The 22452-nt window shown below is 43.6% G+C and carries 26 protein-coding genes and 1 tRNA gene; 6 read left to right on the forward strand and 21 right to left on the reverse strand.

All coding sequences use genetic code 11. The annotated features are described in order from the left end of the window. Window positions 1-26: 26 nt before the first annotated feature. The 14 genes from IV45_RS05085 to recX all read right to left on the reverse strand — a co-directional run bounded on the left by IV45_RS05085 (window position 27) and on the right by recX (window position 12847). On the reverse strand, window positions 27-794 hold the full coding sequence (locus tag IV45_RS05085) for a glycosyltransferase (protein ID WP_057741290.1): 768 nt from the start codon (window positions 792-794) through the stop codon (window positions 27-29). A gap of 43 nt (window positions 795-837) precedes the next feature. Beyond that, window positions 838-1665 carry a DUF4422 domain-containing protein gene (locus IV45_RS05090; protein WP_083487269.1) on the reverse strand — a complete coding sequence of 276 codons (828 nt, stop codon included), beginning with the start codon at window positions 1663-1665 and terminating at the stop codon, window positions 838-840. A gap of 14 nt (window positions 1666-1679) precedes the next feature. Next, the gene (locus IV45_RS05095; RefSeq protein WP_157051213.1) at window positions 1680-2702 is read right to left on the reverse strand and encodes a glycosyltransferase; all 1023 of its coding nucleotides are present in this window, start codon (window positions 2700-2702) and stop codon (window positions 1680-1682) included. A gap of 14 nt (window positions 2703-2716) precedes the next feature. Then, window positions 2717-4162, reverse strand: a complete 1446-nt coding sequence (locus IV45_RS05100) for an oligosaccharide flippase family protein (RefSeq protein WP_057741295.1) — start codon at window positions 4160-4162, stop codon at window positions 2717-2719. Between the two features lie 2 nt (window positions 4163-4164). Further along, window positions 4165-5283, reverse strand: coding sequence for a UDP-galactopyranose mutase (gene glf, locus IV45_RS05105; RefSeq protein WP_057741297.1), 1119 nt, complete (start codon window positions 5281-5283; stop codon window positions 4165-4167). Window positions 5284-5300: 17 nt separating this feature from the next. Then, complete coding sequence (locus tag IV45_RS05110) at window positions 5301-5921, reverse strand: YveK family protein (protein WP_057741298.1); 621 nt, start codon at window positions 5919-5921, stop codon at window positions 5301-5303. After that, a complete protein-coding gene (locus IV45_RS05115; RefSeq protein WP_057741299.1) occupies window positions 5911-7110 on the reverse strand; it encodes a hypothetical protein in 1200 nt (399 codons plus the stop codon). The genes IV45_RS05110 and IV45_RS05115 overlap by 11 nt, the downstream gene beginning before the upstream one ends. Before the next feature lie 19 nt (window positions 7111-7129). Then, window positions 7130-7972 (reverse strand): dTDP-4-dehydrorhamnose reductase, encoded by an 843-nt coding sequence (gene rfbD / locus IV45_RS05120; protein WP_057741301.1) that lies wholly within the window; start codon window positions 7970-7972, stop codon window positions 7130-7132. A 49-nt stretch (window positions 7973-8021) separates the two neighbouring features. After that, window positions 8022-9005, reverse strand: a complete 984-nt coding sequence (rfbB, locus tag IV45_RS05125) for a dTDP-glucose 4,6-dehydratase (protein WP_057741303.1) — start codon at window positions 9003-9005, stop codon at window positions 8022-8024. A 1-nt stretch (window position 9006) separates the two neighbouring features. After that, complete coding sequence (rfbC, locus tag IV45_RS05130; RefSeq protein ID WP_057741305.1) at window positions 9007-9579, reverse strand: dTDP-4-dehydrorhamnose 3,5-epimerase; 573 nt, start codon at window positions 9577-9579, stop codon at window positions 9007-9009. 14 nt (window positions 9580-9593) lie between these two features. Further along, window positions 9594-10466 (reverse strand): glucose-1-phosphate thymidylyltransferase RfbA, encoded by an 873-nt coding sequence (gene rfbA / locus IV45_RS05135; protein ID WP_057741306.1) that lies wholly within the window; start codon window positions 10464-10466, stop codon window positions 9594-9596. A gap of 73 nt (window positions 10467-10539) precedes the next feature. Further along, entirely contained in the window at window positions 10540-11301 is a 762-nt protein-coding gene (locus IV45_RS05140; RefSeq protein WP_057741308.1) for a DUF4422 domain-containing protein, read from the reverse strand. An 11-nt stretch (window positions 11302-11312) separates the two neighbouring features. Further along, window positions 11313-11957 carry a sugar transferase gene (locus IV45_RS05145; RefSeq protein WP_057741309.1) on the reverse strand — a complete coding sequence of 215 codons (645 nt, stop codon included), beginning with the start codon at window positions 11955-11957 and terminating at the stop codon, window positions 11313-11315. 89 nt (window positions 11958-12046) lie between these two features. Then, on the reverse strand, window positions 12047-12847 hold the full coding sequence (gene recX / locus IV45_RS05150) for a recombination regulator RecX (RefSeq protein ID WP_057741311.1): 801 nt from the start codon (window positions 12845-12847) through the stop codon (window positions 12047-12049). A 101-nt stretch (window positions 12848-12948) separates the two neighbouring features. Between recX and IV45_RS05155 the strand changes: the two genes are divergently transcribed. Both IV45_RS05155 and IV45_RS05160 read left to right on the forward strand, forming a co-directional pair. After that, window positions 12949-13155 (forward strand): hypothetical protein, encoded by a 207-nt coding sequence (locus IV45_RS05155; RefSeq protein WP_057741312.1) that lies wholly within the window; start codon window positions 12949-12951, stop codon window positions 13153-13155. Window positions 13156-13172: 17 nt separating this feature from the next. After that, window positions 13173-13415 (forward strand): DUF2922 domain-containing protein, encoded by a 243-nt coding sequence (locus tag IV45_RS05160; RefSeq protein WP_057741314.1) that lies wholly within the window; start codon window positions 13173-13175, stop codon window positions 13413-13415. Window positions 13416-13537: 122 nt separating this feature from the next. On the opposite strand, the gene IV45_RS05165 is transcribed toward IV45_RS05160, so the two are convergent. Then, on the reverse strand, window positions 13538-14449 hold the full coding sequence (locus tag IV45_RS05165) for a YihY/virulence factor BrkB family protein (RefSeq protein ID WP_057741316.1): 912 nt from the start codon (window positions 14447-14449) through the stop codon (window positions 13538-13540). A gap of 122 nt (window positions 14450-14571) precedes the next feature. Then, window positions 14572-15426, reverse strand: coding sequence for a type I methionyl aminopeptidase (gene map / locus IV45_RS05170; protein WP_057741317.1), 855 nt, complete (start codon window positions 15424-15426; stop codon window positions 14572-14574). Window positions 15427-15530: 104 nt separating this feature from the next. On the opposite strand from map, the gene IV45_RS05175 reads away from it, so the two are divergent. Continuing rightward, on the forward strand, window positions 15531-15974 hold the full coding sequence (locus IV45_RS05175; RefSeq protein WP_057741319.1) for a flavodoxin: 444 nt from the start codon (window positions 15531-15533) through the stop codon (window positions 15972-15974). A gap of 7 nt (window positions 15975-15981) precedes the next feature. Then, window positions 15982-16428, forward strand: coding sequence for a GtrA family protein (locus IV45_RS05180; RefSeq protein ID WP_057741320.1), 447 nt, complete (start codon window positions 15982-15984; stop codon window positions 16426-16428). A 166-nt stretch (window positions 16429-16594) separates the two neighbouring features. On the opposite strand, the gene wecB is transcribed toward IV45_RS05180, so the two are convergent. From wecB to IV45_RS05200, 4 genes are all read right to left on the reverse strand, one after another. Further along, the gene (wecB, locus tag IV45_RS05185) at window positions 16595-17707 is read right to left on the reverse strand and encodes a non-hydrolyzing UDP-N-acetylglucosamine 2-epimerase (protein ID WP_057741321.1); all 1113 of its coding nucleotides are present in this window, start codon (window positions 17705-17707) and stop codon (window positions 16595-16597) included. Between the two features lie 132 nt (window positions 17708-17839). After that, window positions 17840-17912 (reverse strand) — tRNA-Arg (locus IV45_RS05190). A gap of 42 nt (window positions 17913-17954) precedes the next feature. After that, entirely contained in the window at window positions 17955-19271 is a 1317-nt protein-coding gene (locus tag IV45_RS05195) for a DEAD/DEAH box helicase (protein WP_057741323.1), read from the reverse strand. Between the two features lie 34 nt (window positions 19272-19305). Next, window positions 19306-20313 carry a Gfo/Idh/MocA family protein gene (locus IV45_RS05200; protein WP_057741324.1) on the reverse strand — a complete coding sequence of 336 codons (1008 nt, stop codon included), beginning with the start codon at window positions 20311-20313 and terminating at the stop codon, window positions 19306-19308. Between the two features lie 155 nt (window positions 20314-20468). On the opposite strand from IV45_RS05200, the gene IV45_RS05205 reads away from it, so the two are divergent. Both IV45_RS05205 and IV45_RS05210 read left to right on the forward strand, forming a co-directional pair. After that, window positions 20469-20840: a DUF4828 domain-containing protein gene (locus tag IV45_RS05205; RefSeq protein ID WP_057741326.1), complete on the forward strand. Its 372-nt coding sequence runs from the start codon at window positions 20469-20471 to the stop codon at window positions 20838-20840. Between the two features lie 105 nt (window positions 20841-20945). Beyond that, entirely contained in the window at window positions 20946-21518 is a 573-nt protein-coding gene (locus tag IV45_RS05210) for an LOG family protein (protein ID WP_057741328.1), read from the forward strand. Here the strand turns inward: IV45_RS05210 and IV45_RS05215 are convergent. Then, entirely contained in the window at window positions 21515-22420 is a 906-nt protein-coding gene (locus tag IV45_RS05215) for a lactate/malate family dehydrogenase (protein WP_057741329.1), read from the reverse strand. The two genes, IV45_RS05210 and IV45_RS05215, sit on opposite strands and share 4 nt — an antisense overlap. Window positions 22421-22452: the final 32 nt, after the last annotated feature.

Consider the following 22452-nt stretch of genomic DNA (forward strand, 5'->3'; position numbering starts at 1 on the left):
TAAGGAAGATTGAGTTAGACACTACATCATTTTCTATTCAGATGAAGTTTCCTCCATAACTTGTGTTTGATGTATTTAAGAGGCGGTATAAGCGCTAAATTTATACGACTCGTTGTATTCCAGGTTGTCATCGTTGTGTTGATCGAAGAAAAATATTTCCCATATCTGTGCACTATCTCTCGACCAGTTTGTACATATTGCCAATTCTCTGAGCTACCTGGAGACATATGCCATATCCTTGCTGGGACCACATAATTCTTTTTTCCGTTTATTAAAGCAATTAGGCATTGCTCAACTGCATACATATGCCAACCCTTAATATCAGAAAAAGGATATTTATTAGCAAATTCACGGTCCATAACAAAAAAATTTTCATCAAGCGTCTGCACTTCGGTAGCTTTGGAGATAGATTGTCCAAAATGATATGGGGGATCATCTTGCACTATCGTCGTAAGAATTAAGGATTTGTGATGATGTAGCTTAAAAGGACAACCAGCTATACCGGCAACACCTAGATTGGAAATATTCACAATAGGTTGTAAAACGTCATGCAGTGCCATGTCGTCAAGAAAACGAATATCAGGATGTAAGAAGATCACAAAATCACCATGTGCTTTTTTCAATGCATGGTTATAAGCCTGACGAGCTGAGTCAAACTGATTATGGTCGTTATTAACCTTTATCAGCTCGTACTTAACTCCCCTTTGGGCCATCAGATCACGTTTAAAGTCCTTATAAATGTCTTCTTTATTTACTATTGTAATAATCGAAAAGAAGTTGTTTGTTAGTGTCATCACTTATTTTTCCTCACAGATCATCTTGAAATCGATTAATGCCTTATTTAATAAGATTCTTCAATTTATGTTTGAAGAAAGATAATCTTAGTCTTAAACGTGTTGCGACCTGGTTAAATGCATCAGACTTATTGTTTTCTTGAATATTTACTACCCCAACATACTGACAATCATTTTTGGCAGTTGCTCTAATATAAACGTTGAATAAACGTTCAGATACAAAGCCAAACAATCTTTGTTGATATTTGTCGTAGTTACTAATGTCAACCTGCTTTTCAAGCTTAAATAATATAGGGAAAAGCCACTCGCAGTACTTATTAAGCTCTTCTCTTCTTGTGTAAAACATGTTGTAAGGGCTTAGATAGTTTTGCTGCATTACATCATCAAATGCCTTTATATACTTTTCATCATACATCTCACTTATTATTTCTTTAGTTTTTTTTAGATCCTTTATATGATGCGCAGCTGCAAACTGTGTCCAAATAGTTTCGCCGGGGTTTAATTTTTGAGGAGCTGCCACTATCCATTTTTTCTTTCCTAATAATCTTTCCAATTGTGTATCTGTTAGTGGCTTTCTTGGACGACCAGCAATTTGATTCAATAAAACTCCGGTCTGACTGCTATTATTCGTAAAGTAACGGCGATAATGCACTAACCCGACCTTTGTAGCTTTGGAATGTTTCCAGATCCAGTATAATCCAGTTAATTCACAAAATGTGGCATTCTTAGAGGATATATTGTCACCAGTATTATCAGCTAGATAATTGTGATTATTGTCCTTACCCTCAGCACCAACCAGCAATACACGATAGTCCTTTTGGGGTAAATATGAATATGTAAAGTTTTTGTGTGTTATTACATAAACCGTCATAAGTTAAATCCTATTTATTGTATTTTCTTTATTAACTCTTTGACAGAGTGAGTAACATAGAAGCCTTGCCTTATTTGTTTACCTAGTTCTTTTGCGTTGTTTCTCATTTGCTTATATTGTTCATAAGATATTTTTCTTAACCGTTCATCAATTTGAGTTAAATCATCGACAACAATACCCGCATTATAATGCAACACTATATCTGCTAATGCAGCTTCTGACCAAATAATGATCGGAATACCAGAACTTAAGTAAAGTGAGGCTTTATGTGGATCATTTAATTTTAGATATTTTCCTAATGAGCCAGCACATGTATGAATATCATTACCATCCCACACTAGTCCATATTGTTCAGTTAATTTATCTCCGATTTTATCAGCGGAGTAGTAACCCTTATATACCATATTGTTAGGATAAGAAGAAGCAGGATTGGTTCCATATAGGTGAATTGGAGTGTTTATATTTAAATCTCGCAAAAATTCTGATTTTCCAAGATTCCCCGTAAAGCAAATAGAAACATCTGAAATGGAATCACTAGGTGTAGATAATGGTGTATTACTATCATAATCAAATAAGCCGAGATTGCTCATTGGAACTCTAACACCCTTACTAGTCAGATAGTTATTCATTTTTTCATTATGAACGATAAGACCATCTGTACGATTAAAAAGCTCGATCTCCTGACTTAGTATATCTGGTAAATATTGAAATTGAATGCCCATAATATCATGAACTAAGAATACTATTTTCCCATGTGGACAGTAATGTCTATAGATAGTTACCATCTTGTTCATCACATAAAAAGATAGGTTCGGATACTGAAACAAAAGCAAACTCGGTTTTTGTTGCTTTACAAAATGTCTAAAATTAACATTCATAAACCAATGGATGTAAAGTTTGTTGCTATTTTCGACGGATAAATTATAGTTTTCAAAGTTTAGATTCTTTTTTAAAAAGTGAACGATATCTTTCTTAGCCTTGCTTCCACCACTTTTTTTGTCACGATCAATTGATGTAACAATAAACTGCTTACCCATTTGAAAACCTCGCATTATTTTCTTCTTTTATGACGCTCAGACCATGCAGTAACATAAACCATTACTTGGTCTAGAATAGGTGCATGCAACAAAACAAGCATTAAAATATAGATAAACGCACCTGCTACAACTTCTACAATCAAATTTGCAACATTCATTCTGATTGTTAGCGATAGTCTGTGAATAACAATACACATCAGTGCCCCACTAATAAAGTATTTCCAGCTACCGTGAAATAATCTCCGGCGACTTATTGTATTTCTAATGCAGTTAAGCTGTAATGCAGTAACTGCTAATTCGGAAATATTAGTAGCAAGTACTGCTCCCTTTGCTCCCCATGCTGATATAAAAAATAAATTACAAATTATGTTTACTACAGCTCCAGCTGTGACTGATATCGTAAATTCATTTGTTCTATTAACTGGCATCAAGTATTGGGAACCTGTTACATTACTCCAGGCAATAAATAATATTGTCGGAGATTCAAACATCATAAGTTCCCCAGCCGGGGCAAAGTCATGACCTAAAAACCAAGGAGCAAGCACCATTGATATAGCCATTAAGCCAAACATCATAGGTGTTGCAGTTGCAGTTATGAAATCAAAGGAATTGTATAAACTATGACGAATTCCTTTTATATCACCTTTGGAAAATTTATTAGCAATATGTGGCAACATCACTTGACCAGAGGCAGTTACAACAGCCAATACAACTTTAACTAATTTATCAGCATTCTCAAACTGCCCCAACTGATTTTGAGTTGACATTTTCCCTAGCATTAGACGATTAACAACTAAATAAATCTGAGTCGTAATCGTAGGTATAAAGAGTAAGAAAGCAGGATAGAAATGCTTAAAAGGATGCCATCTCCGAATTGGAACCCATAATATCTCTTTACGTAAATATGGCCAAAGTGATAAGTTTCCAATCAAACTTGAAGCACCTAGTAAAACAATGTATTTACCTAAATCATTATGCCCTTTAACTATAGTAAAAATTAGTGCAACAGAGATCAGTTTAACAATCATATTACGAAGGACAGTCTTTTGAAAATCCTCCATACCCATAAAATACCAAGAAACATCAATACCCGCACCAATAATCCAAAGTGATTGAAGTAAGAAGTACCGTTTGAACGTAGAACTAAACAGAAAAACTGCTACCAAGTAAGCTATTAAAGCAGCAGAGATAGTCAACGCTTGTAGTACTTCAATACCCCAAAAGATACGGGAACGATCTTCTTTGTCGTCCCTATGGTAGGCAACTTCACGGTTTCCATAGAGTGCAATCCCCATTTGCCCAAAGAGCATAAAAAAGGTCATCCAACTGTTTGTATAAGAGTTAATCCCAACAAGGTCGGGCCCTAACACCCGCGCAATGTATGGAACTGTAATCAGTGGTACCAGCAACAGAAGTACCTGATAAACCACATTATACAAATAGTTCTTGATGACCTTCATAACTAATCTTCAAACTCCTTATTCACTGCAATAAGTGCAGCATTAAGTACTTGATCCATATTGTAATACCGATACTGACCAAGTCTACCACCAAATATTACATTAGGGGCCTCTTTTTGTGCTAATTTAGCATATTCTTTATAGAGTGAGTTGTTTTCAGTGTTGTTGATTGGGTAATATGGTTCATCACCACGATGCCAATCAGCTGGGTATTCACGAGTGATAATTGTCTTGCCCTTGTCACCCTTACCAAACTCAAAGTGCTTGTGTTCGATGATTCGGGTGAATGGTGTGTCAGCATCCGTATAGTTGACAACTGCATTACCTTGGTGATTGTCCTCATTCAATTCTTCCGTCTCAAAGTGCAAACTCCGGTACTGTAATTCCCCAAGTTTGTAATTGAAGTATTGATCAATCATTCCAGTAAAGACGATCTTTGGAAATTCACTGACATATTCTTCTTGATAGTCAAAGAAATCAGTATTCAACTCTACGTCAATCAGATCACTAGCAAGCATCTTTTCTACGATCTGAGTATAACCGCCAATTGGAATGCCTTGATAATCATCATTAAAGTAGTTGTTGTCGTAAGTCAGACGCACAGGCAACCGCCGAATGATGAATGCTGGCAATTCCGTTGCTTTCCGGCCCCACTGCTTTTCGGTGTATCCTTTGATTAACTTCTCATAGATGTCCCGACCAATCAAAGAGATAGCTTGTTCTTCCAGATTTTGCGGCTTCTTGCCAGCCATCTCTTGCCGCTGCTCATTGATTTTTGCCAGCGCTTCTTTAGGAGTACTAGTCCCCCACATTTCATTAAAGGTGTTCATGTTAAACGGCAGGTTGAACATCTGGCCTTTATAGTTTGCCACTGGAGAATTAGTGTAACGATTAAACTCCGCAAACTGGTTTACATATTGCCAAATCTTCTTGTTAGAAGTGTGAAAAATATGAGCACCATATTCGTGAACCTGAATACCATCAACTTCTTTGGTGTAAATATTACCAGCGATGTGATCACGTTTTTCAATTACTTTGACACGTTTACCACGCTTAGCTGCTTCGTAAGCAAAAGTAGCGCCAAACAAACCGGCACCAACCACTAAATAATCATACTTCATAGATATTTCTCCCACTCTTAGTGAATTTTACGATAACTAGTCCATCCAAATGCAATCAACATTCCCATCAAGATACCAAGCGCTGCTCCTAAAACAGCATATTTTTTAGCAGATGGGCTAGTCTTGCTAGTAACATCCTTTTCCTTGGCGGGTGCAAGCAATTTGACTTCAGCAGAGGAAGGATTCATTTGTTTGAACTCATCTTTAAAGGCTTTAGCCACAGCATTGGCAATCTTAGGTGAATTCTTTTTGCTGCTCGTAGTTGCTTTGATTTCCATTACTAAAGAATGGTCTTCACTACTTACATGAACATCACTTTCAATCTCCTTAGCTGAATATTTTTTGCGCAAATTTTTGGGCAATAGCGAATGAGCTCGATTCATAACTTGTGGATCTTTAATTTGATCTTCATAAGTGTCCATCATGTTTAAATCTGACATTACCGTTGAGTTCCGATAATGAACCTTATCTAGATTATGACCAACAACGATGTTAGTTCGAGCAGAATATGTTGTTGACTGTTTATGCTTTGCATATAAACCTGCAAGGCCCCCGCCTAAAACCATACATACAACAATAATAATTATGTTTTTTACAATTAATTTAAAAAATCTGCCTAGACTGTATTCATTCTTCATCAATTTTTCCTCCAATGCGAGTATCCACATTCCTAGCAAGAAGAGCAATTAGAAATGGATTAAAAGTAATTTCCACCAAATGTTGATCAATCATACTACTAATCGTTACCAGCAAAAGTATTGTTGGCATCAAATACTGACCTTGTAAAGTTGAACGTAAAGAGATAACTACAATACACAATATTACCAGTAACCCAATTATGACTCCAAAGATCAATAACAAGCGCAAATAGGAAGAGTCAATAAAAAAGTACTTCCAAGGGTTTCTATGGAACATCTTTGCTCCATTAACGCCACCCCAACCGCGCTCTTTAATATGTTGACCAAGCAATGTACAGCCATACTCATCCAAGCCTTGTTTTCCTAATGATAATCTTCCTGACAAAGCATCATTAAGGTGTCGCAAAAGGTGATTTTCTTTTGAGTAAAACCAACTAACTAAAAAATAAGCATAAGGTAAAATCATGTCTAAGCCCCAATAGGCCTTCACTACATTAGAAGCCAATGGATGTTGATTATAAGCAAGCTTTGAAATATAGACACAAATTAGCGTTAAAAGAATTAGCAAAACATCTAAGCGAGCATTTGTGATTATGAATAATGCTGCATCCATTAAAATGATCAAGAAATACTCTTGCTTATGTAGAGACTGGTAATTTTTATATACCCATGCTAGTAAAAAATAAAAAGCATAGGCAGCTAAGTCTGTTGGATAATCAATCCCTAAGGCAAAACGAGGAATGTGATTTCGATAATAGGTTAAATTTACTATGATGCCAAATAAAGAATAAATGAAGATGGTGACTAATAAGCATCCATTGATCCATAAATAGCTATTGATAACTTTATGAAAATCCACTCCACGCGCAGCGATAACAAACGCAGTCATAATCATTAGAGATGTAATTTTACTGTGTCGCCATGAGATAACTGACAACCCAAAAATTGCAAACAATATTAATAACTGCCACCAGCGGTAATGATCAAACGTCACCATCTTTATAAGCAGAATACCCACCATCAAATAAGTGATGTAATTTAGGTACTTAACCACTAAATATGACATAAAGGTGGTATTAATAATAAAAGAAACGAACAGCACTACACCAAATGCAAATAAGTACAGGTCTTCCCCTGTAATCTCTGCATTCATTATTGCTTGCCATTTGTTCTTTATCTTTGAAGCCACAATGATTCCTCACTTAATATCAGTCAATTTCATCCAGGAATTTTGCCAGTGCTTCTTCCCAGGTTGGAATAGTAAAACCAGTTGCTTCCGCCTTCTTGAGACTCATGATTGAGTGACGCGGACGGTAAGCCTTTTGCGGATACTGTTCTGAAGTAACGGGCTCTACGTCAACTGACTTATCCTTCAAAATTACTTTTGCAAATTCGTACCAGGAACAGCTATCTTCATTGGATAACTGATAGGTGCCAAATTCACATTGATTTTGAATCAGGTACAGCATGAAGTTAGCCAACGTATTAGTCCAGGTTGGCCGCCCTACCTGATCATTCACAACCGTTAATTTATCATGACTTTCTGCCAGACGCAACATGGTGTAGACAAAGTTATGACCATATTTACCAAAGACCCATGAAGTCCGAACAATGTAGTAGTCATTTAAGGTGTTACGCACTGCTTGTTCACCGGCAAATTTAGCCCGACCATATTCATTCTTCGGGTTTGCTTCATCATCTTCTACATATTCTCCTTGGTTAGTCCCATCGAAAATGTAGTCAGTACTGATATAAACCATCGTTGCACCCACTGCCTTCGCAGCGTTAGCCACATTTTGGGTACCATCAACATTAACGTGCCAATTCAAATCCTTCTTTTTGTCTTCAGCCGCATCGACGGCAGTGAAAGCCGCACAATGAAAGATAACCTTGGGCTGTTCAGCCTTAATGACACTCATCGTCTTATCAGCATCCGTGATGTCCATCGTATCGGCATCATGGGCAGTGTAAGAAATACCCTTACTATCCAAGAGTTTGCGCAGTTCAGTACCTAATTGGCCGTTAGCACCAGTAATTAAATAATCAGCCATTATTAAACCTCCAAAAAAAGAGGGAGTGAATCTCCCTCCCCTTAATTCTTTACTTCAACTTGGCTTTAGCCTTCAATGGACGCCACCAATCTTCATGACTAGTGTACCAATCAATCGTCTTGATGATTCCGGTATCAAAAGTGTATTCTGGCTTCCAACCTAATTCAGTCTCGATCTTGGTTGGGTCGATACCGTAACGCTTATCATGACCCAGACGGTCTTTAACGTGTTCAATCAAGTCTTCTGAGGCGCCTAAGTGCTTAACAATCAACTGCACAATTTCGTTGTTGTTACGTTCGTTGTGGCCACCGATGTTGTAAACTTTACCAGACTTACCCTTCCGCATAACCAGGTCAATTGCCCGGCAGTGATCAGTAACATAGAGCCAATCACGGATGTTCTTACCGTCACCATAAATTGGCAGCTTCTTACCTTCCATGGCGTTGGAAACCATCAAAGGAATCAGCTTTTCTGGGAATTGGTAAGGACCGTAATTATTAGAACAACGGGTAATGTTAACGTTCATCCCGTAAGTGTTGTGGTAAGCACGTACGACCAAGTCAGCACTGGCCTTAGATGCTGAATACGGTGAGTTTGGTGCAATTGGAGTCGTTTCCTTGAAGAAACCATCCTTGCCCAAAGTACCGTAAACTTCATCGGTTGATACTTGCAAGAACTTTTCCACGCCTTCACGCTTAGCAACGTCCAGCAATGCCAAAGTCCCCTGCACGTTGGTTTCGATAAAAATTTCAGGATGTAAAATTGACCGGTCAACGTGAGATTCGGCCGCAAAGTTAACAATGTGGTCAATGTTAAACTCGTGAACCAAGTGGGTAACCAGTTCACGGTTCACAATATTGCCCTTCACAAAGTGGTAGTGAGGATTGTCCTTGATGTCATCCAAGTTGTGGATGTTACCAGCATAGGTAAGCAAGTCCAGGTTTACCAGATTGTCATCTGGATGAGCCTTTAACATATAGTGAATAAAGTTACTGCCGATAAAACCGGCACCACCAGTTACTAAAATGTTCATTCTACTTTTCCTCCCAAGTAAAGTTCATTTCAGCATCCTTGAATGATGGGTGATGCTGATCTTTTTCGGATAAGATCAAGTGGTCAGTTGGCATTGGCCAGTCAATTGCCAAGTCAGGGTCATCATAAGCAATACCCCGATCAGCTTCTGGAGCGTAGTAGCCATCAACCTTGTAAGCAACATTAACGTTTGGTGTCAACGTTACAAAGCCATGAGCAAAACCCTTTGGTACCAACAGTTGACGGTGGTTCCATTCGCTTAAGATAAAGCCTTGCCACTTGCCAAATGCAGGTGAACCCTTACGAATGTCCACAATGACATCGTAAATTGCACCGGTAACAGCCCGCAGCAACTTAGTCTGTGAGTATGGAGCTAATTGGTAGTGCATTCCCCGCAGAACACCTGGTTCAACGGATAATGATTGGTTATCCTGAGTAAATTCAACATTGATGCCGGCTTTTTCAAACTTGTTCTTGGTGTAAGTTTCAGTGAAGAAACCACGGTGATCACCAAAGACATCGGTTTCCACAATCTTGGCACCTGGTAATTTTGTATCAATAACCTTTAATGACATTCTGACGTTCTCCTTTATTTTCCTTGCTTTGCTAAGCGCAACATGTATTGACCATAGTCATTCTTCTTCAGTGGCTGTGCTAATTCCACCAGCTTATCGGCACTGATGTAACCCATCCTGTAGGCAATTTCCTCTAAGCAAGCCACTTTAAGGTTTTGCCGCCGTTCGATGGTTGCAATGAAGTTAGATGCTTCCAGCATGGAGTCGTGCGTCCCAGTGTCCAGCCATGCGTAGCCACGACCCATCAGCTTAACATCGAGCTTGCCTTCACGCAGGTATTCACTGTTAACATCCGTGATTTCCAGTTCACCACGTGCTGAAGGCTTAATGCCCTTAGCAATATCCACAACATTATTGTCATAGAAGTACAAACCGGTGATTGCGTAATTACTCTTCGGATGCTTTGGCTTTTCTTCAATTGACAGAGCGTGCATCTGGTCATCAAATTCAACCACACCAAAACGTTCAGGGTCGTTGACATGGTAACCAAAGACCGTAGCTCCTTCTGTCTTCTTAGCAGCAGACTGCAACAGCTTGGATAAGCCAGAACCATAGTAGATATTATCGCCTAAGATCAGGCAGACACTGTCGTTTCCGATAAATTCTTCACCCAGAATAAAGGCTTCGGCCAGTCCATTTGGCTTTTCTTGGACCTTGTAGGAGAAGTTCATACCGATATTAGAACCATCACCTAACAGATCCTGGAACAAAGGCATGTATTCTGGAGTGGCAATAATCAATACGTCCCGAATACCTGCCAACATCAACGTTGATAATGGGTAGTAAACCATTGGCTTGTCATAAACCGGAATCAACTGTTTTGAGATGCTACGGGTGATTGGGTACAGACGTGTGCCAGAACCACCTGCTAAGATAATACCCTTCATAATGACCTCCTCGATCATTTCAAACTAATTAAACACAATTGATATTTTACCATATTCACATGCTGACGAAGCATTAAGGGTGACCAATGATCTTACGTTTGAGGAAGTTGCCACCTTTTACCAACCAGTTGGTATGTTCCATGAACACGTAATCCACTTCTTGAGTCTTGTACTCTTGATGCTTGTCGAGCCAAACGTCTAATAGTACTTCGCTCAAGAAGCCGTACACCCGTTGTTCATAAGGTGTGTAGCTGGAAACATCGGTCTTAGCTTCCACCTTGCCCAAAACTTCAAAGAGCCATGACACATATTCATTCAGTGGTTGTTTCTTCATAATGAACATGTTGAACATGTGCGCCCAAGTCCGCTTCATCACCCGTTCAAAGGACGCGGAATATTCAGGGTATTCGTCATTGATAATTTGCCGAAGCGTTTCAAATGGGGCGTGTTCGTGTGAATGCAGGTAATGTGATTCGTTCGTTTCGATATAGTAACGACGCTTTTGCGGCAAAATGATGTCGGCAATCTTCAGTATTTCTTCCGTTTGATCCGTTGAGAGGATGGCCGACAAATCCTTTTCATGGTTCAAACTCAGGTAACGCCGATAATGAACCAGCCCTAAGGCATCATAATCGAGATTTTTCCATCCCCAATACAGAGCAGTCAGTTCATTGTAGTGGGCATTCTTTTTCGAAATATTGTCGCCAATGTTGTCGCCTTGAAAAGTATGGTTCACATCTGGATGCAGATCTTTACCAACAAAAACCGGCAGATACATCGGATCTGTCGGCATTTTGTAATTCTTATGGGTTGCAACTAAAACTTTGATATTCATCGTTGTTCACCTCAATAAGCACCAGTACTCTTGAAGATACTGATCACGTTTTTAAACATAATTCTTACGTCATACCAGTATGATGCATTATCAACATATGATAATTCCACATCACACCGGTCAGGATAAGGAATATTACTGCGGCCGGTAGCCTGCCAGAGCCCCATGGCACCAGGCTTTACTGACAAGAACTTATCGACACGATCGCCATATTCGGCCAGTTCTTCTTTGACAATTGGGCGTGGACCCACAATACTCATTTCACCCTTTACGATGTTGATAAATTGTGGAATTTCATCAATTGAAGTCTTACGCAGCCAATGACCTAACTTGGTGATCCGAGGATCGTCTTCCGGTTCCAGTTTGTAATTGTTCTCGACGTATTCTTGATACAACTTCTTATCGGCATGCAGAATTTCATCCGCATTTTCAACCATCGAACGGAATTTATACATTTTAAACGGCCGGCCATTCTTGCCAATCCGCGTTTGTTTATAAAAAAGTGGTCCTTTATTGTCACCCATATAGTCAGCAATCCGGACAAACAAAAAGATTGGACTAAAGACAATCAATGCCAGGATTGACAACACAATATCTGTCAATCGTTTCCAAAAAAGGTACCACAAAGATTGTTTTTTGATTTGACGATTCGTCATAATTCAACCTTATTTCTTATTCTATCAATCGCAGTCATCATTGACTGTATCTTCCTAATGATACCAGTATCTGAGTACTGTGGAAAGCCCTAATCGTCTTCCACATGCATTTCCAGCCACCGTTCCACATCATCTAGATCAAATCCTTTGCGGAACAAGGCTGCTTTAACCTTCATTTTGCGCGCATAGCCTTCTTGATTACGGTAATGGTACCAAGCCTTGCTGGCCGCCTGATCAAGAATTGCTTCTTGTTGTTCCTCGTCCTGTGACGGACTAACTCTGTCTTTAATCTCGTCAAACAAGTTACCATCAAAGCCGTGGGTCATCAATCCTTGTCGCACTTTTTCGGTTTGACGCCGCAACGGTTGTTTTTGATAACGCCGATAGAGTTTCTTAGCTAATTCAGCTGCCCGTTCAACTTGGCTGCCATGATCAAATTGTTCAAGAGCATGGTCGATGTCGATTTCACCAACACCTTTTTGCCGCAACTTCTGCCGGATCACGCGGGGCCCCTTGAGTTCCGTATTCATGATTGTCCGCACATAGCTTTGTGCATAATTCAGATCATCAAGATAGCCTTGTGCTCGCAGCTTGCGCATGACCGGTTCCACAAATTCCGGTGGGACGTTGGCCACCACCATTTTTTGCCGAACTTCCTTTTCCGTCCGCAATTGGTGGGCTAAGAAATCCAGCATTTTGGAATAAGCCTGTGCGATCTGATCATCGTCGCTGATTTTGGCAGCTAATTGATCATCAATTTCCATGCCGCGCATCAGACGGTACTTAATGAGGACGCTCTCCGCTACCGGAAAGGCATACTTCCCGTCTAGGTAGACATTATAGCGTCCCTTCCGCTTCTGAGCTTCAATTTTACTAATCTTTTTAGTCATTTAATAAATTCCCCGTTTACATATCAAGAGCTGAAACGTTATTAAAGGTGTAAGCAGTGATCACCACTTACCAAAATAAAAAATGATTGGAGTAAATTATTATGGATACAGAATTTAAGTCAAACAAGTTACAACTGAAGGTTACCAACCCTGCTGCCCCGCGTGCTTTCCATCGTTTGTTCAACAACGTGTGCCAAGCACCAACATCTGGTCAGGTAACGGCCGTCGTTGATATGCTACAAGTCTTAACCGCTGATCATGTGCAAAACATTAGTCTAGCAACGTCTCAACAAATCACGCTCAAGTAATCAGGAGGTAATTGAATATGAAGACTTTAAGCTTAATTTATAAGGGTTCTCTGGGCAAAACACACACGCTGCGTTTAAAGTACGCCAAGGATGGCTTGGATGCTAAGGAAGTCCGCCAAGCAATGACCGACTTAGCGACGGCCAACGTTTTTAAGAAGGATAACGAGGACTTGTTCGTTGTCCCGGTTTGTGCTAAGTACATTACGACCACCGAAAAGACCATTTTCGATGATCGGAAAGGCAAATCAGAAGCCAAGTAATTAAACCCCTGCAGAAGTAATTAGTCATGTAAATTGTTAGTGGTCATGTTGATTGGTCGCTAACTACACTAAGAGGTCTCGGTGCACAGCAGCACTAGAGACCTCTTTTTTGTCAATGAAAATCAAAATTGATCATGATTGTCTGCTTTGTGCCGCCGTGGAAAGCCATCCAGCCATTGGCGTAACTGCCGGCGTTCGGCAATCTCACCTTCGTGCATCTCCTGCAAGGTGGCATTGATCGTCGCACCCACCATGACCAGCATTCCGGAAAAGTCCAGCCAAATCATCATTGCCATGAAGGCACCAATTGTCTTATAAGACGTGATTCGCGAATTCATCAGGTATGCATACAGCGAGAAGATCCGCGACAGGCCCATCCAGCAAAGGGTGACCACCAATGAACCCACCAGTACGAAACGCAGGTGAACGTGGGCATTCGGCACAAAGTAATACAACAGCGTCAACGCGATGAACAGACCCATGAAAGTGACCGGCCAACGCAATTGGATAAATGTCTTCACGTAAGCCATGTTGTAATGGAAGATCGGTTGCAAGTGCTGCAGGATCGTTTCACCAATACCATATGTAATGGCCAAAACAAACAGGATCAAGATAACGACCAGCATCCATATAAATGATAAGACCCGGTTCATAATCGCGTTCTGGTTCTCTGCCACTCCATAGGCCCGGTTAACGCTACGCTGAAATGCAGCAATTCCTTGGCTGGTCGACCATAATGCCACAATGGCACCCGTTGTCAGCATGCCCCCGCTTCCGTGCTGGAGGAAGTCATAAACAATAGGTTGAATGAAGGAAAAGACTGATTCCGGCATGGCCGATTCAAGGTATGCGGACACTTCCTTCGCACCCAGGCCCACCATCGGCAACAGGTTACCAACGATCAGGATTCCTGGAAAAATCGACAACAAAGTGTAGTAAGCCAACGTTGCCGCCGATGAGGAAACCTGGGCCATGTGAAAGTGATGCATGAACAAACGCACACATTGTTTAATTTTACTATCTGGTTCTTCCATGCCGTCCCTCGTTCATTTCGTCCGGAGTATTAGTGGCCTTATTTTAACATGTGACCTTCGTCAGCGACAAAAAAGGAGCGTTACATAATTTAACGCTCCTTTGTTATTCAGTTTAATGAGCCTTATTCAAAGTCCTTAGCCACTTTAGCAGCGATCTCGCCGTAGTGTGCCAGTTCCTTGGCGTAATTATCATCGTACATGTACTTGGCATCAGCTTCTGGATCCTGTGAAGTCAAGATCTTTGGACCATCGTTGGTGATGACCAAGGTGTGTTCATATTGACATGACCAGCCACCATCAGCCGTCTTAGCCAGCCAGCCGCTTGGATCGCTAGTATCAGCTTCCCAAGTGCCGGTGTTAATCATTGGTTCAACCGTGATGGTCATTCCGTTACGTAAACGCAATCCCTGACCATGTTCGCCATAGTGCGGTACCATTGGGTCTTCGTGCATCGTTGGCTGAATCCCGTGTCCAACGAATTCACGCACGTCACCGTAGCCATTTTCGTCTTCAGTGTAGTGCTGGATCACGGCACCAATGTCACCAATCCGATTACCCGGAACACATTGGTCAATGCCCATGTACAAAGCCTTGTGGGTAACATCCATCAGCTTCTTGATTTCAGGCTTAACCTCACCAACTGCGTATGACCAGCAGGAGTCGGAGAAGAAACCGTCAATGGAGATGACAGTGTCGACTTTTGCCAGGTCGCCGTTCTTTAAAATCAGCTTCTTGCGTGGGAAGCCGTGACAAATTTCATCGTTCACGCTGACACAGGTTGCATATTTGTAGCCTTCGAAGCCAATCTGTTCAGCCTTAGCATGGATCGCCTTGAAATACTTGCGGGCGAACTCTTCAATTTTCCAGCTGGAAATACCTGGCTTGATAATGTGACGTAAACCCAGGTGCATGCCGGCCAAACCAGCACCAGCCACTTCCATCGCGCGAATTTCACGTGGCGACTTTAAACTAATCATGTCTAATTACTCCTTGTTTTTCAGTCTCGACTACTAGTATAGCACTCAGCCCCTTTTGTGCTATACTGTCAAGTGCTATTAAAAAACTGAGGAGTGAAATTGCCATGAAAGCAGTAGTCGTATATGCCACCATTACCGGTAATAACGAAGACGTTGCCGATATCATTACCGATGCGCTTGAAGAACACAATGTGGAAGTGGAAGAGAGTGAAATCTCCACTGCCGACGTGGCTGACTTTGAAAATGCGGACATCTGTATCGTCTGTCCTTACACCTATGATGAAGGTGCCCTGCCCGATGAAGGATTAGACTTCTACGATGACCTGAAAGAAACCAATTTGAAGGGTAAAGTTTATGGGGTCGCTGGTTCTGGTGACACCTACTATGCTGAATACTACTGCATGGCTGTTGACAAGTTTGGCAAGGCCTTTGACCAAACCGGTGCAACTAAGGGTGCCGAAAACGTCCACATCAACCTGACTCCTGATGAAGATGACGTCAAAAAGCTGGACCAATTCGTGAATGATTTACTGGCAAAGGCAAAATAGGTGAATCATGGCAGAGTTAATTCGGAAATGTTGGAATAAGTACAAGTCGATTATCGCCTACCTCTTCTGGGGTGTGGTAACAACCATTGTTAACATCGCTTCCTATCAAATCATGAGTCCGGTCTGGCACTGGAACTACGAAGTATCAACGGTAATTGCCTGGTTCTTGGCGGTTCTAGTTGCTTACTTCACCAATAAAGTCTGGGTCTTTGGCTCCCACTACACAACGGTTAAGGCCTTCGTGATTGAGATATGTCAGTTCTTCTTCTACCGAGCCTTGACCCTTCTGATCGACATGGCTTTCATGTGGGTCGGCGTGAGCATCTTGGGACTGCGATCGCCACTGCAGCAATTCATCGTCAAGACTTTGGATAACGTGGTGGTCATCATCGCCAACTACATCTTCTCTAAGTGGTTGATTTTCAAGACGAATGAAAAAATAATCGATAAGTAAAACAAATGGGAGCGTGACAGAAGCTACTAATGGCTTCGTAGTCACGCCCCCGCGAGCAACAATAGGCTCCAACGTTCGGCTTAGCCAGAACGTTGGGGCCATTGTTGTACCGCCTGTCAACTTTCGATGTATGTAAAAGGGATTATGTCACAAGGCCTTTTTTCATTTAGTAATGTTCTTTTAGTAATTTTACAATCCGTTCGGCCGCGTGACCGTCACCAAACAGGTTGCCGGCTGATGTCATCTTCTTGTAGAGATGGTGGTCGTTCAACAATTCAAAGACCGCCTGCTGAATGCTAGTAGGATCAGTCCCCACAACCTTGGCAGTCCCGGCTTTGACCGCTTCTTGCCGTTCAGTAATGTCACGTAAGAGCAGGACCGGTTTGTGGAAAACTGTAGCTTCTTCAACTGTCCCGGCCGAGTCGGTCAGAATAAACAGACTGCGGGCCGCCGTGTTCAAGAAGTCGCCCAGATTCATCAATGGCATGACGTGGATCCGGTCGCGGTTAGCCAAAATCCGGGTGGCAATGGTAAAGGCCTCCGAATCAGTGGCTACCGGACAAATGAGTTCAAGATCGGGGTTGGTCTCGATAACATCACGCAGCGTGCGGAAGACCCGCTCCATTGGCAGGCCGGTGTATTCAACCCGCCCCATCGTTGCCAGAATAAACTGGTGATTTGCTGGAATCGACGACAAGAGCTCGCTTTGATAATCGGCCCGGTAGTTTGCCTTAACCGTGTCCACGATCGGGTTGCCGGTGACGAAGATGCGATCAGCTTTGACGTTCTCCTTCAACAGATTGTCCCTTGCACTGTTGGTCGGGGCAAAGTAGATATTGGACAGTTCATCGGTGAGCCGCCGCTGCAGTTCATCCGGGAACGGCCGGTATTTGTTGTCGGTCCGTAAGCCCGCTTCGATGTGGGCCACCGGCAAATGATTGTAAAATGCCGACAAACTAGCAGCTAAGGTGGTCATCGTGTCCCCCACGACCAGCAAAAGATCTGGCTGGGCTGCACTGATCACCGTTTGGAAGTTGTGCAACAGCTGAGACAGGTGCTCGATCGATCCAATCTCTCTTGCCGAGCTGACATTCAAGTCAAAGTCAGAGGCAATGTTGAAGTAGCTGATGGCCTGGTGCAGCTGCTGGTATTGTCGGGAAGCTAGGACGACGATTGGCTTGAAGTTATCCGGATCAGCCTGCATCAACTGAATCACCGGCGCCATTTTGATCACTTCCGCCCGGGTACCAAATAAAATCATCGTTCGCAGCTGTGCCATTTTCTCACCACCTTAAAATTTGCTTAATTTATTGTAACTCACTTTTAGTGCTGGTATTTGATTTCTTTGTGAACTCAGTTGAAAAAGAAACAGAAAGGCCTGGCAAGCATGAACTTCCAGGCCTTATTTATATGGTTCTACCCGGACTCGAACCGGGATCAGCCGCTTAGGAGGCGGGCGTACTATCCAGTTATACTATAGAACCAGCACAAGAAAATTATCCCATGCTTACTGAAACGTGTCAAAATTACTGCTGCTTCTCGTGTTCCCGACGGTGGCGCAGACGAATCCCCTTGTTCTTGCGTTGCTTCTTGTGGCGCCGCTTGTGGGGTTTGCTAAAGCGATCCAGCGTCCGGTGCACCGTCTTCTGAATGCTGTCGGCACGGCGATGCTGCCCCTTTCGCAGTTCACGATTATTCTCATTGCGGACCGGTTCAGCGTCCTTATCCTTGCCACTTTTACCGTTCGTCAGCCGGTGAGCATGGATCGACATTGTTTCGAGCTTGTATTCCGTGTCAGCCAAAAGATGCTTCAAATCACGGAAGTCATGATCATCACCCAGGTTGATTACCACACCGGGTTCACCTTGTCGACCAGTCCGCCCCGTCCGGTGAATGTATTCATTAACCGACGTTGGCAACTCAAAGTTCACAACCGCTGGCAGCTTCGGAATGTCTAACCCTCGAGCCGCCACGTCAGTCGTCAAGAGCAGCTTAACCTGGTGCTTACGGAACTGGCGCATCACCTTTTCCCGCTCAACCTGGCGCTGGCGGCCGCCTAGAGAAGCTGCACTGATCCCGTCATGCCGCAGACGGCTGGCAGTGTAGTGCAGGGTTTTAATACTGGAGAAGAAGACCAGCGCACGAAAGTTCTTGGTGTAACTCAACTGTTCCAAGACTTGGGCCTTTTGCGCCATCGTCCGTGCGTAAAGGCAGCCGTGCTGAACGGGGCCGCGGCTGTGATCCTGCTTACGAACGTCGCACTTAACCACATCCCGGCCAAAAATCACTTCGGCCTGGCCCAATTGTGACGACATTGTGGCAGAGAAGAAGGCCAGTTGTGTGTCCAGTGGCGTTTGCCGTTCAATGTCCTCAACGACCGCTTCCGTATCATCGGCCAGCAAGTCATCCGCTTCGTCGATCACCAGCGTCTTCAAATCATTCAGTTTGAGGTAACGGTTGTCTAACAGGTGCAGCACACGACCGGGCGTCCCCACCACGACATCGGGACGGGACTTCCGCAGGCGCTCGCGTTGCCGGCGCAGGTTCGCACCACCAGTTAGGGACTGGACCTTTAATCCCAGCAAACCGGCCCATTCGCGCATGACCCGCGTGGTTTGCAGCGCTAGTTCTTGTGAGGGTTCCAAAACTAATACTTGAATGCCCGCACCAGCCGTGAGCCGGGGTAAAAGCGGCCAGGTAAAGGCCAGCGTCTTGCCTGATCCGGTCGGTGCAATGCCCATGACCGTTTTACCAGCAGCTAATGGTTCGGCCACCGCCGTTTGGATCGTCGTTGGTTGCTGATAACCCTTCTCTTTAAAATGTTTTTCAAATGCTTCAATCAAGCTAATCATCCTTTATTTTGTTATCGACTGTTTATCAATTGTCAGCGGGAAAATGCAAGTGAGCCGACTGCCGAAGCTCAAACATCACAGTGTTGACTTTTTTGGCCAACTGCAGACGCTCTTGATATTGCCGCTGACGTTCCGGATCAGTTGGGTGTTCGAAACTGTCCGCGAAGCTCAGCATTTCATCCAACATTCCGTTGCCATACAGGTGATCAGGAATCAGCTCATGCTCATGTTTTTCAGCATCAAAGTAACTGATCTTGCGAGTATCAAAGGCGTTATCAAACACAACAGCGTCCTTTAACCCGTAAACTTCGGTCGGCAGGTAGGAATTGGCGGTTTTACCAACGTTCAGCGTGACCGTAAAGCCGTCGTACCTGAGAATGGCAACTCCTTTTCCATCAACCCCACTAGTAGTCATTGTTGGGAAATACTGGACCTGCTGAGGCGTGCCAAACAAATCAACGGCAACGTAGACTGCATACACACCGAGGTCCATCAGCGCGCCGCCCGCAAAGTCTGGGTTGAAGATATTGGGGGTCGGTGCTGACTCATCCAAAACCTTGTCATAACGGGATGAATACTTCATCGCCGTGATGGTCGCGCCCTGAATGGTCCCCATTGACTGAACTTTTTGCTTAGCCAGTTGGTACAGAGGTGTGTACATGTGGCGCGCCGCTTCAAACAAGTGTGCCTGTGGGTGAGCTTGTAACAGTTGCAAAATGGCATCAAACTGGTGGGGATTAACGAAGGCCGGCTTCTCAACAATCACCTGTTTATCATGTTCAATCGCCAATTTAGCCTGGGCAAAGTGACAGCTGTTGGGTGAAGCAATGTACACCACATCAAAATCGCCCTGGTCAAAAAAGGTTTCTAGATCATCATAAAAATACTTGGCCCCATATGGCTGACCGAATTCTTTTGCCCGTTCGATGTGCCGTGAGTAAACGCTGGTCAGTCGATAGTGACCACTGGCATGTGCAGCCGCCAACATTTGTTTAGTAATCGTATGGCTACCGATAATCCCTAGTTTGAGCATGCTTGACTCTCCTTTGCTTTATGTCTTATTTTACCAATTATTGCAGCTTTTTAACAGAAATGAAATTTTAATAAGAGGATGAGCTGTGTATAATTAATTTAAACATATCACTATCAAACGATAAAAAGATTACTAACTTATTGGGGGAGATTTAAATGCGGAGAAAAGGAATGTTGCTATTTGGTGCGGGACTGTTGGCTGGAATTTCAAGTTCACTGGGTTTCAGCCACTCCCGTAAGCATCAAAAACATCAAGAAAGTCCTTCCCTCCCCTTGTTCTATACTGGTACCTGGAAGTACTTCGATGAGGAACGCAGCCGCACCCACACAGTGACCATCGATCCTGACTTGAAGCTCAAGATTGATCACCAAGAAATCCCGGCGACGGTTGAACGGGTCAACAGCGGCGAACTGGTTTACTTAGACAAGTTCGGTTACCACATCACCATCAAAGCCGATGATCAACAACCGGTCAGCCTGTTTGATGAGGCGGACGACCGGTCATACAAGATCCAAGCAGTTAAATAAACAACTACGAGCAACGGCCCAGCGTTTGTGCAAGCAGACGCCGGGTCGTTCTTTTCTGTCACTGTGTTAAAATGGATGCAATATTGTTTTTTGGAGATGAAGCAAATGATCAAGCGACTGGCAGTTTTTTGCGGTGCCAAGCCCGGCAATGATCCTGATTTCATGAACATGGCCCAGTCATTTGGTGCCGATATGGTGAAACGCGGTATCGACCTCGTTTATGGAGGCGGTCAATTTGGCCTCATGGGTGAGGTTGCAAACGCCGTGGCCGATAATGGCGGCAAAGTCTATGGGGTCATTACCGACCAGCTTGATGAACGGGGGGCAACCTTAACGTCACTACACCGGCTGGAAGTCGTCCCTGACATGGATACGCGCAAGCGCCGGATGATGGAACTGGCTGACGGCATTGTCGCCTTCCCTGGCGGTTTGGGAACGCTGGAAGAAGTCAGTGAGGCCGCTTCCTGGATTACATTGGGCAACAACAAGAAACCAGTAGTGATTTACAACTACAAAGGCTTTTATGATCCCCTGATCAACTTGCTCGATGAGATGCACAACCAAGGCTTCTTAGAGGAGCAATTCAAGGCCGCCGTTCACTTCAGCGACAATATCGATGATTTATTGCAGTTCATGAACAGCTATCACGCTCCTCATCACCGCGTTTATCATAATTAATTACTTGCCTGCATGGCCGCTAACTGTTGAGCAATCGCGTTAGCGGCCACTTTTAATTGTCCCGTTTCCAATTCATCTAATGGCAAGAGCAGGTAGTTGCCAACACCTTTGCGGCCGATCTGCACTGGAAAGCTGATGTAGCCGCCAAACTGTGGTTGATTGACGGCTAACGGATAGGTATCGCCGCTATCAGCAAAAATGCTTTTGATTACTCTTAGCGTCCAGGCAACCAGCGCCGTCCAGTCACTGGTGAGACCCTTGATCGCAGTGAAGCCCTTCATCCGCGCCTCAATCGCTGCCTGCTGCTGGTCAATCGTCTTTCCCATTACGGGCCGGTCCAAGAGCTGACCGTTGACCCGCCAAGTGGACCACGGCATGACCAGATTACCGTCGTGCTGACCGTCAACGAAGCCGGTCACCGCATTGTAAGACAGCCCCAGTTGATCGGCCATCGTCCGCCGTAAACGGGCCGTGTCGACAATTGTCCCGATACCAACTGTCTGCTTGGGCTGCAAGCGCCATTCCTGTTGAATGAAGGCGGTGCTGGCTTCGTTCGGGTTGGCTAAATTGAGAACCACGCCGGGAATGTCTGCGTCCGCCATCTGCTGTCCCAGATCATGGATGGCCTGGGCGTTAAAAGCCAGTTCACCAAAGCGATCCGCCGCTATGAGATCCCGCTTTCCTAAGGCGACCACCACGATGTCTGCCCTGCTGACACTGGACCAGTCCTGACTTGTGATCGCCGCATCCGGATAGGCATCGCCGAGATCCGTTGCCACGCCGACTGCCCGTTCGTCAGATTGATCGAGCAGGTCCAACTGGTCAACTGAATCGCTGGCCAACAACTGTGCTGCCAGGTTACTACCCACCTGGCCTAAGCCAATGATTGTAATTGCACGCATATGAAACTCCTTAACCGTATTCAAAAAGCGTG

Source organism: Limosilactobacillus secaliphilus, from assembly GCF_001437055.1.
GTDB classification, from domain to species: Bacteria; Bacillota; Bacilli; order Lactobacillales; family Lactobacillaceae; genus Limosilactobacillus; species Limosilactobacillus secaliphilus.

What these genes read in the sequence shown, in the direction of transcription:
- IV45_RS05200 (WP_057741324.1), bottom strand. Translation starts at nt 20,313, where the DNA reads ATGCTCAAACTAGGGATTATCGGTAGCCATACGATTACTAAACAAATG.
- IV45_RS05145 (WP_057741309.1), bottom strand. Translation starts at nt 11,957, where the DNA reads ATGACGAATCGTCAAATCAAAAAACAATCTTTGTGGTACCTTTTTTGG.
- rfbC (WP_057741305.1), bottom strand. Translation starts at nt 9,579, where the DNA reads ATGTCATTAAAGGTTATTGATACAAAATTACCAGGTGCCAAGATTGTG.
- rfbD (WP_057741301.1), bottom strand. Translation starts at nt 7,972, where the DNA reads ATGGCTGATTATTTAATTACTGGTGCTAACGGCCAATTAGGTACTGAA.
- IV45_RS05090 (WP_083487269.1), bottom strand. Translation starts at nt 1,665, where the DNA reads ATGACGGTTTATGTAATAACACACAAAAACTTTACATATTCATATTTA.
- IV45_RS05165 (WP_057741316.1), bottom strand. Translation starts at nt 14,449, where the DNA reads ATGGAAGAACCAGATAGTAAAATTAAACAATGTGTGCGTTTGTTCATG.
- IV45_RS05095 (WP_157051213.1), bottom strand. Translation starts at nt 2,702, where the DNA reads ATGGGTAAGCAGTTTATTGTTACATCAATTGATCGTGACAAAAAAAGT.
- IV45_RS05100 (WP_057741295.1), bottom strand. Translation starts at nt 4,162, where the DNA reads ATGAAGGTCATCAAGAACTATTTGTATAATGTGGTTTATCAGGTACTT.
- map (WP_057741317.1), bottom strand. Translation starts at nt 15,426, where the DNA reads ATGATTAGTTTAAAGTCGCCACGTGAAATTCGCGCGATGGAAGTGGCT.
- IV45_RS05180 (WP_057741320.1), top strand. Translation starts at nt 15,982, where the DNA reads ATGGCAGAGTTAATTCGGAAATGTTGGAATAAGTACAAGTCGATTATC.
- IV45_RS05205 (WP_057741326.1), top strand. Translation starts at nt 20,469, where the DNA reads ATGCGGAGAAAAGGAATGTTGCTATTTGGTGCGGGACTGTTGGCTGGA.
- IV45_RS05085 (WP_057741290.1), bottom strand. Translation starts at nt 794, where the DNA reads ATGACACTAACAAACAACTTCTTTTCGATTATTACAATAGTAAATAAA.
- IV45_RS05140 (WP_057741308.1), bottom strand. Translation starts at nt 11,301, where the DNA reads ATGAATATCAAAGTTTTAGTTGCAACCCATAAGAATTACAAAATGCCG.
- IV45_RS05175 (WP_057741319.1), top strand. Translation starts at nt 15,531, where the DNA reads ATGAAAGCAGTAGTCGTATATGCCACCATTACCGGTAATAACGAAGAC.
- IV45_RS05210 (WP_057741328.1), top strand. Translation starts at nt 20,946, where the DNA reads ATGATCAAGCGACTGGCAGTTTTTTGCGGTGCCAAGCCCGGCAATGAT.
- wecB (WP_057741321.1), bottom strand. Translation starts at nt 17,707, where the DNA reads ATGGCACAGCTGCGAACGATGATTTTATTTGGTACCCGGGCGGAAGTG.
- IV45_RS05155 (WP_057741312.1), top strand. Translation starts at nt 12,949, where the DNA reads ATGGATACAGAATTTAAGTCAAACAAGTTACAACTGAAGGTTACCAAC.
- IV45_RS05215 (WP_057741329.1), bottom strand. Translation starts at nt 22,420, where the DNA reads ATGCGTGCAATTACAATCATTGGCTTAGGCCAGGTGGGTAGTAACCTG.
- IV45_RS05110 (WP_057741298.1), bottom strand. Translation starts at nt 5,921, where the DNA reads ATGAAGAATGAATACAGTCTAGGCAGATTTTTTAAATTAATTGTAAAA.
- recX (WP_057741311.1), bottom strand. Translation starts at nt 12,847, where the DNA reads ATGACTAAAAAGATTAGTAAAATTGAAGCTCAGAAGCGGAAGGGACGC.
- IV45_RS05160 (WP_057741314.1), top strand. Translation starts at nt 13,173, where the DNA reads ATGAAGACTTTAAGCTTAATTTATAAGGGTTCTCTGGGCAAAACACAC.
- glf (WP_057741297.1), bottom strand. Translation starts at nt 5,283, where the DNA reads ATGAAGTATGATTATTTAGTGGTTGGTGCCGGTTTGTTTGGCGCTACT.
- rfbA (WP_057741306.1), bottom strand. Translation starts at nt 10,466, where the DNA reads ATGAAGGGTATTATCTTAGCAGGTGGTTCTGGCACACGTCTGTACCCA.
- rfbB (WP_057741303.1), bottom strand. Translation starts at nt 9,005, where the DNA reads ATGAACATTTTAGTAACTGGTGGTGCCGGTTTTATCGGCAGTAACTTT.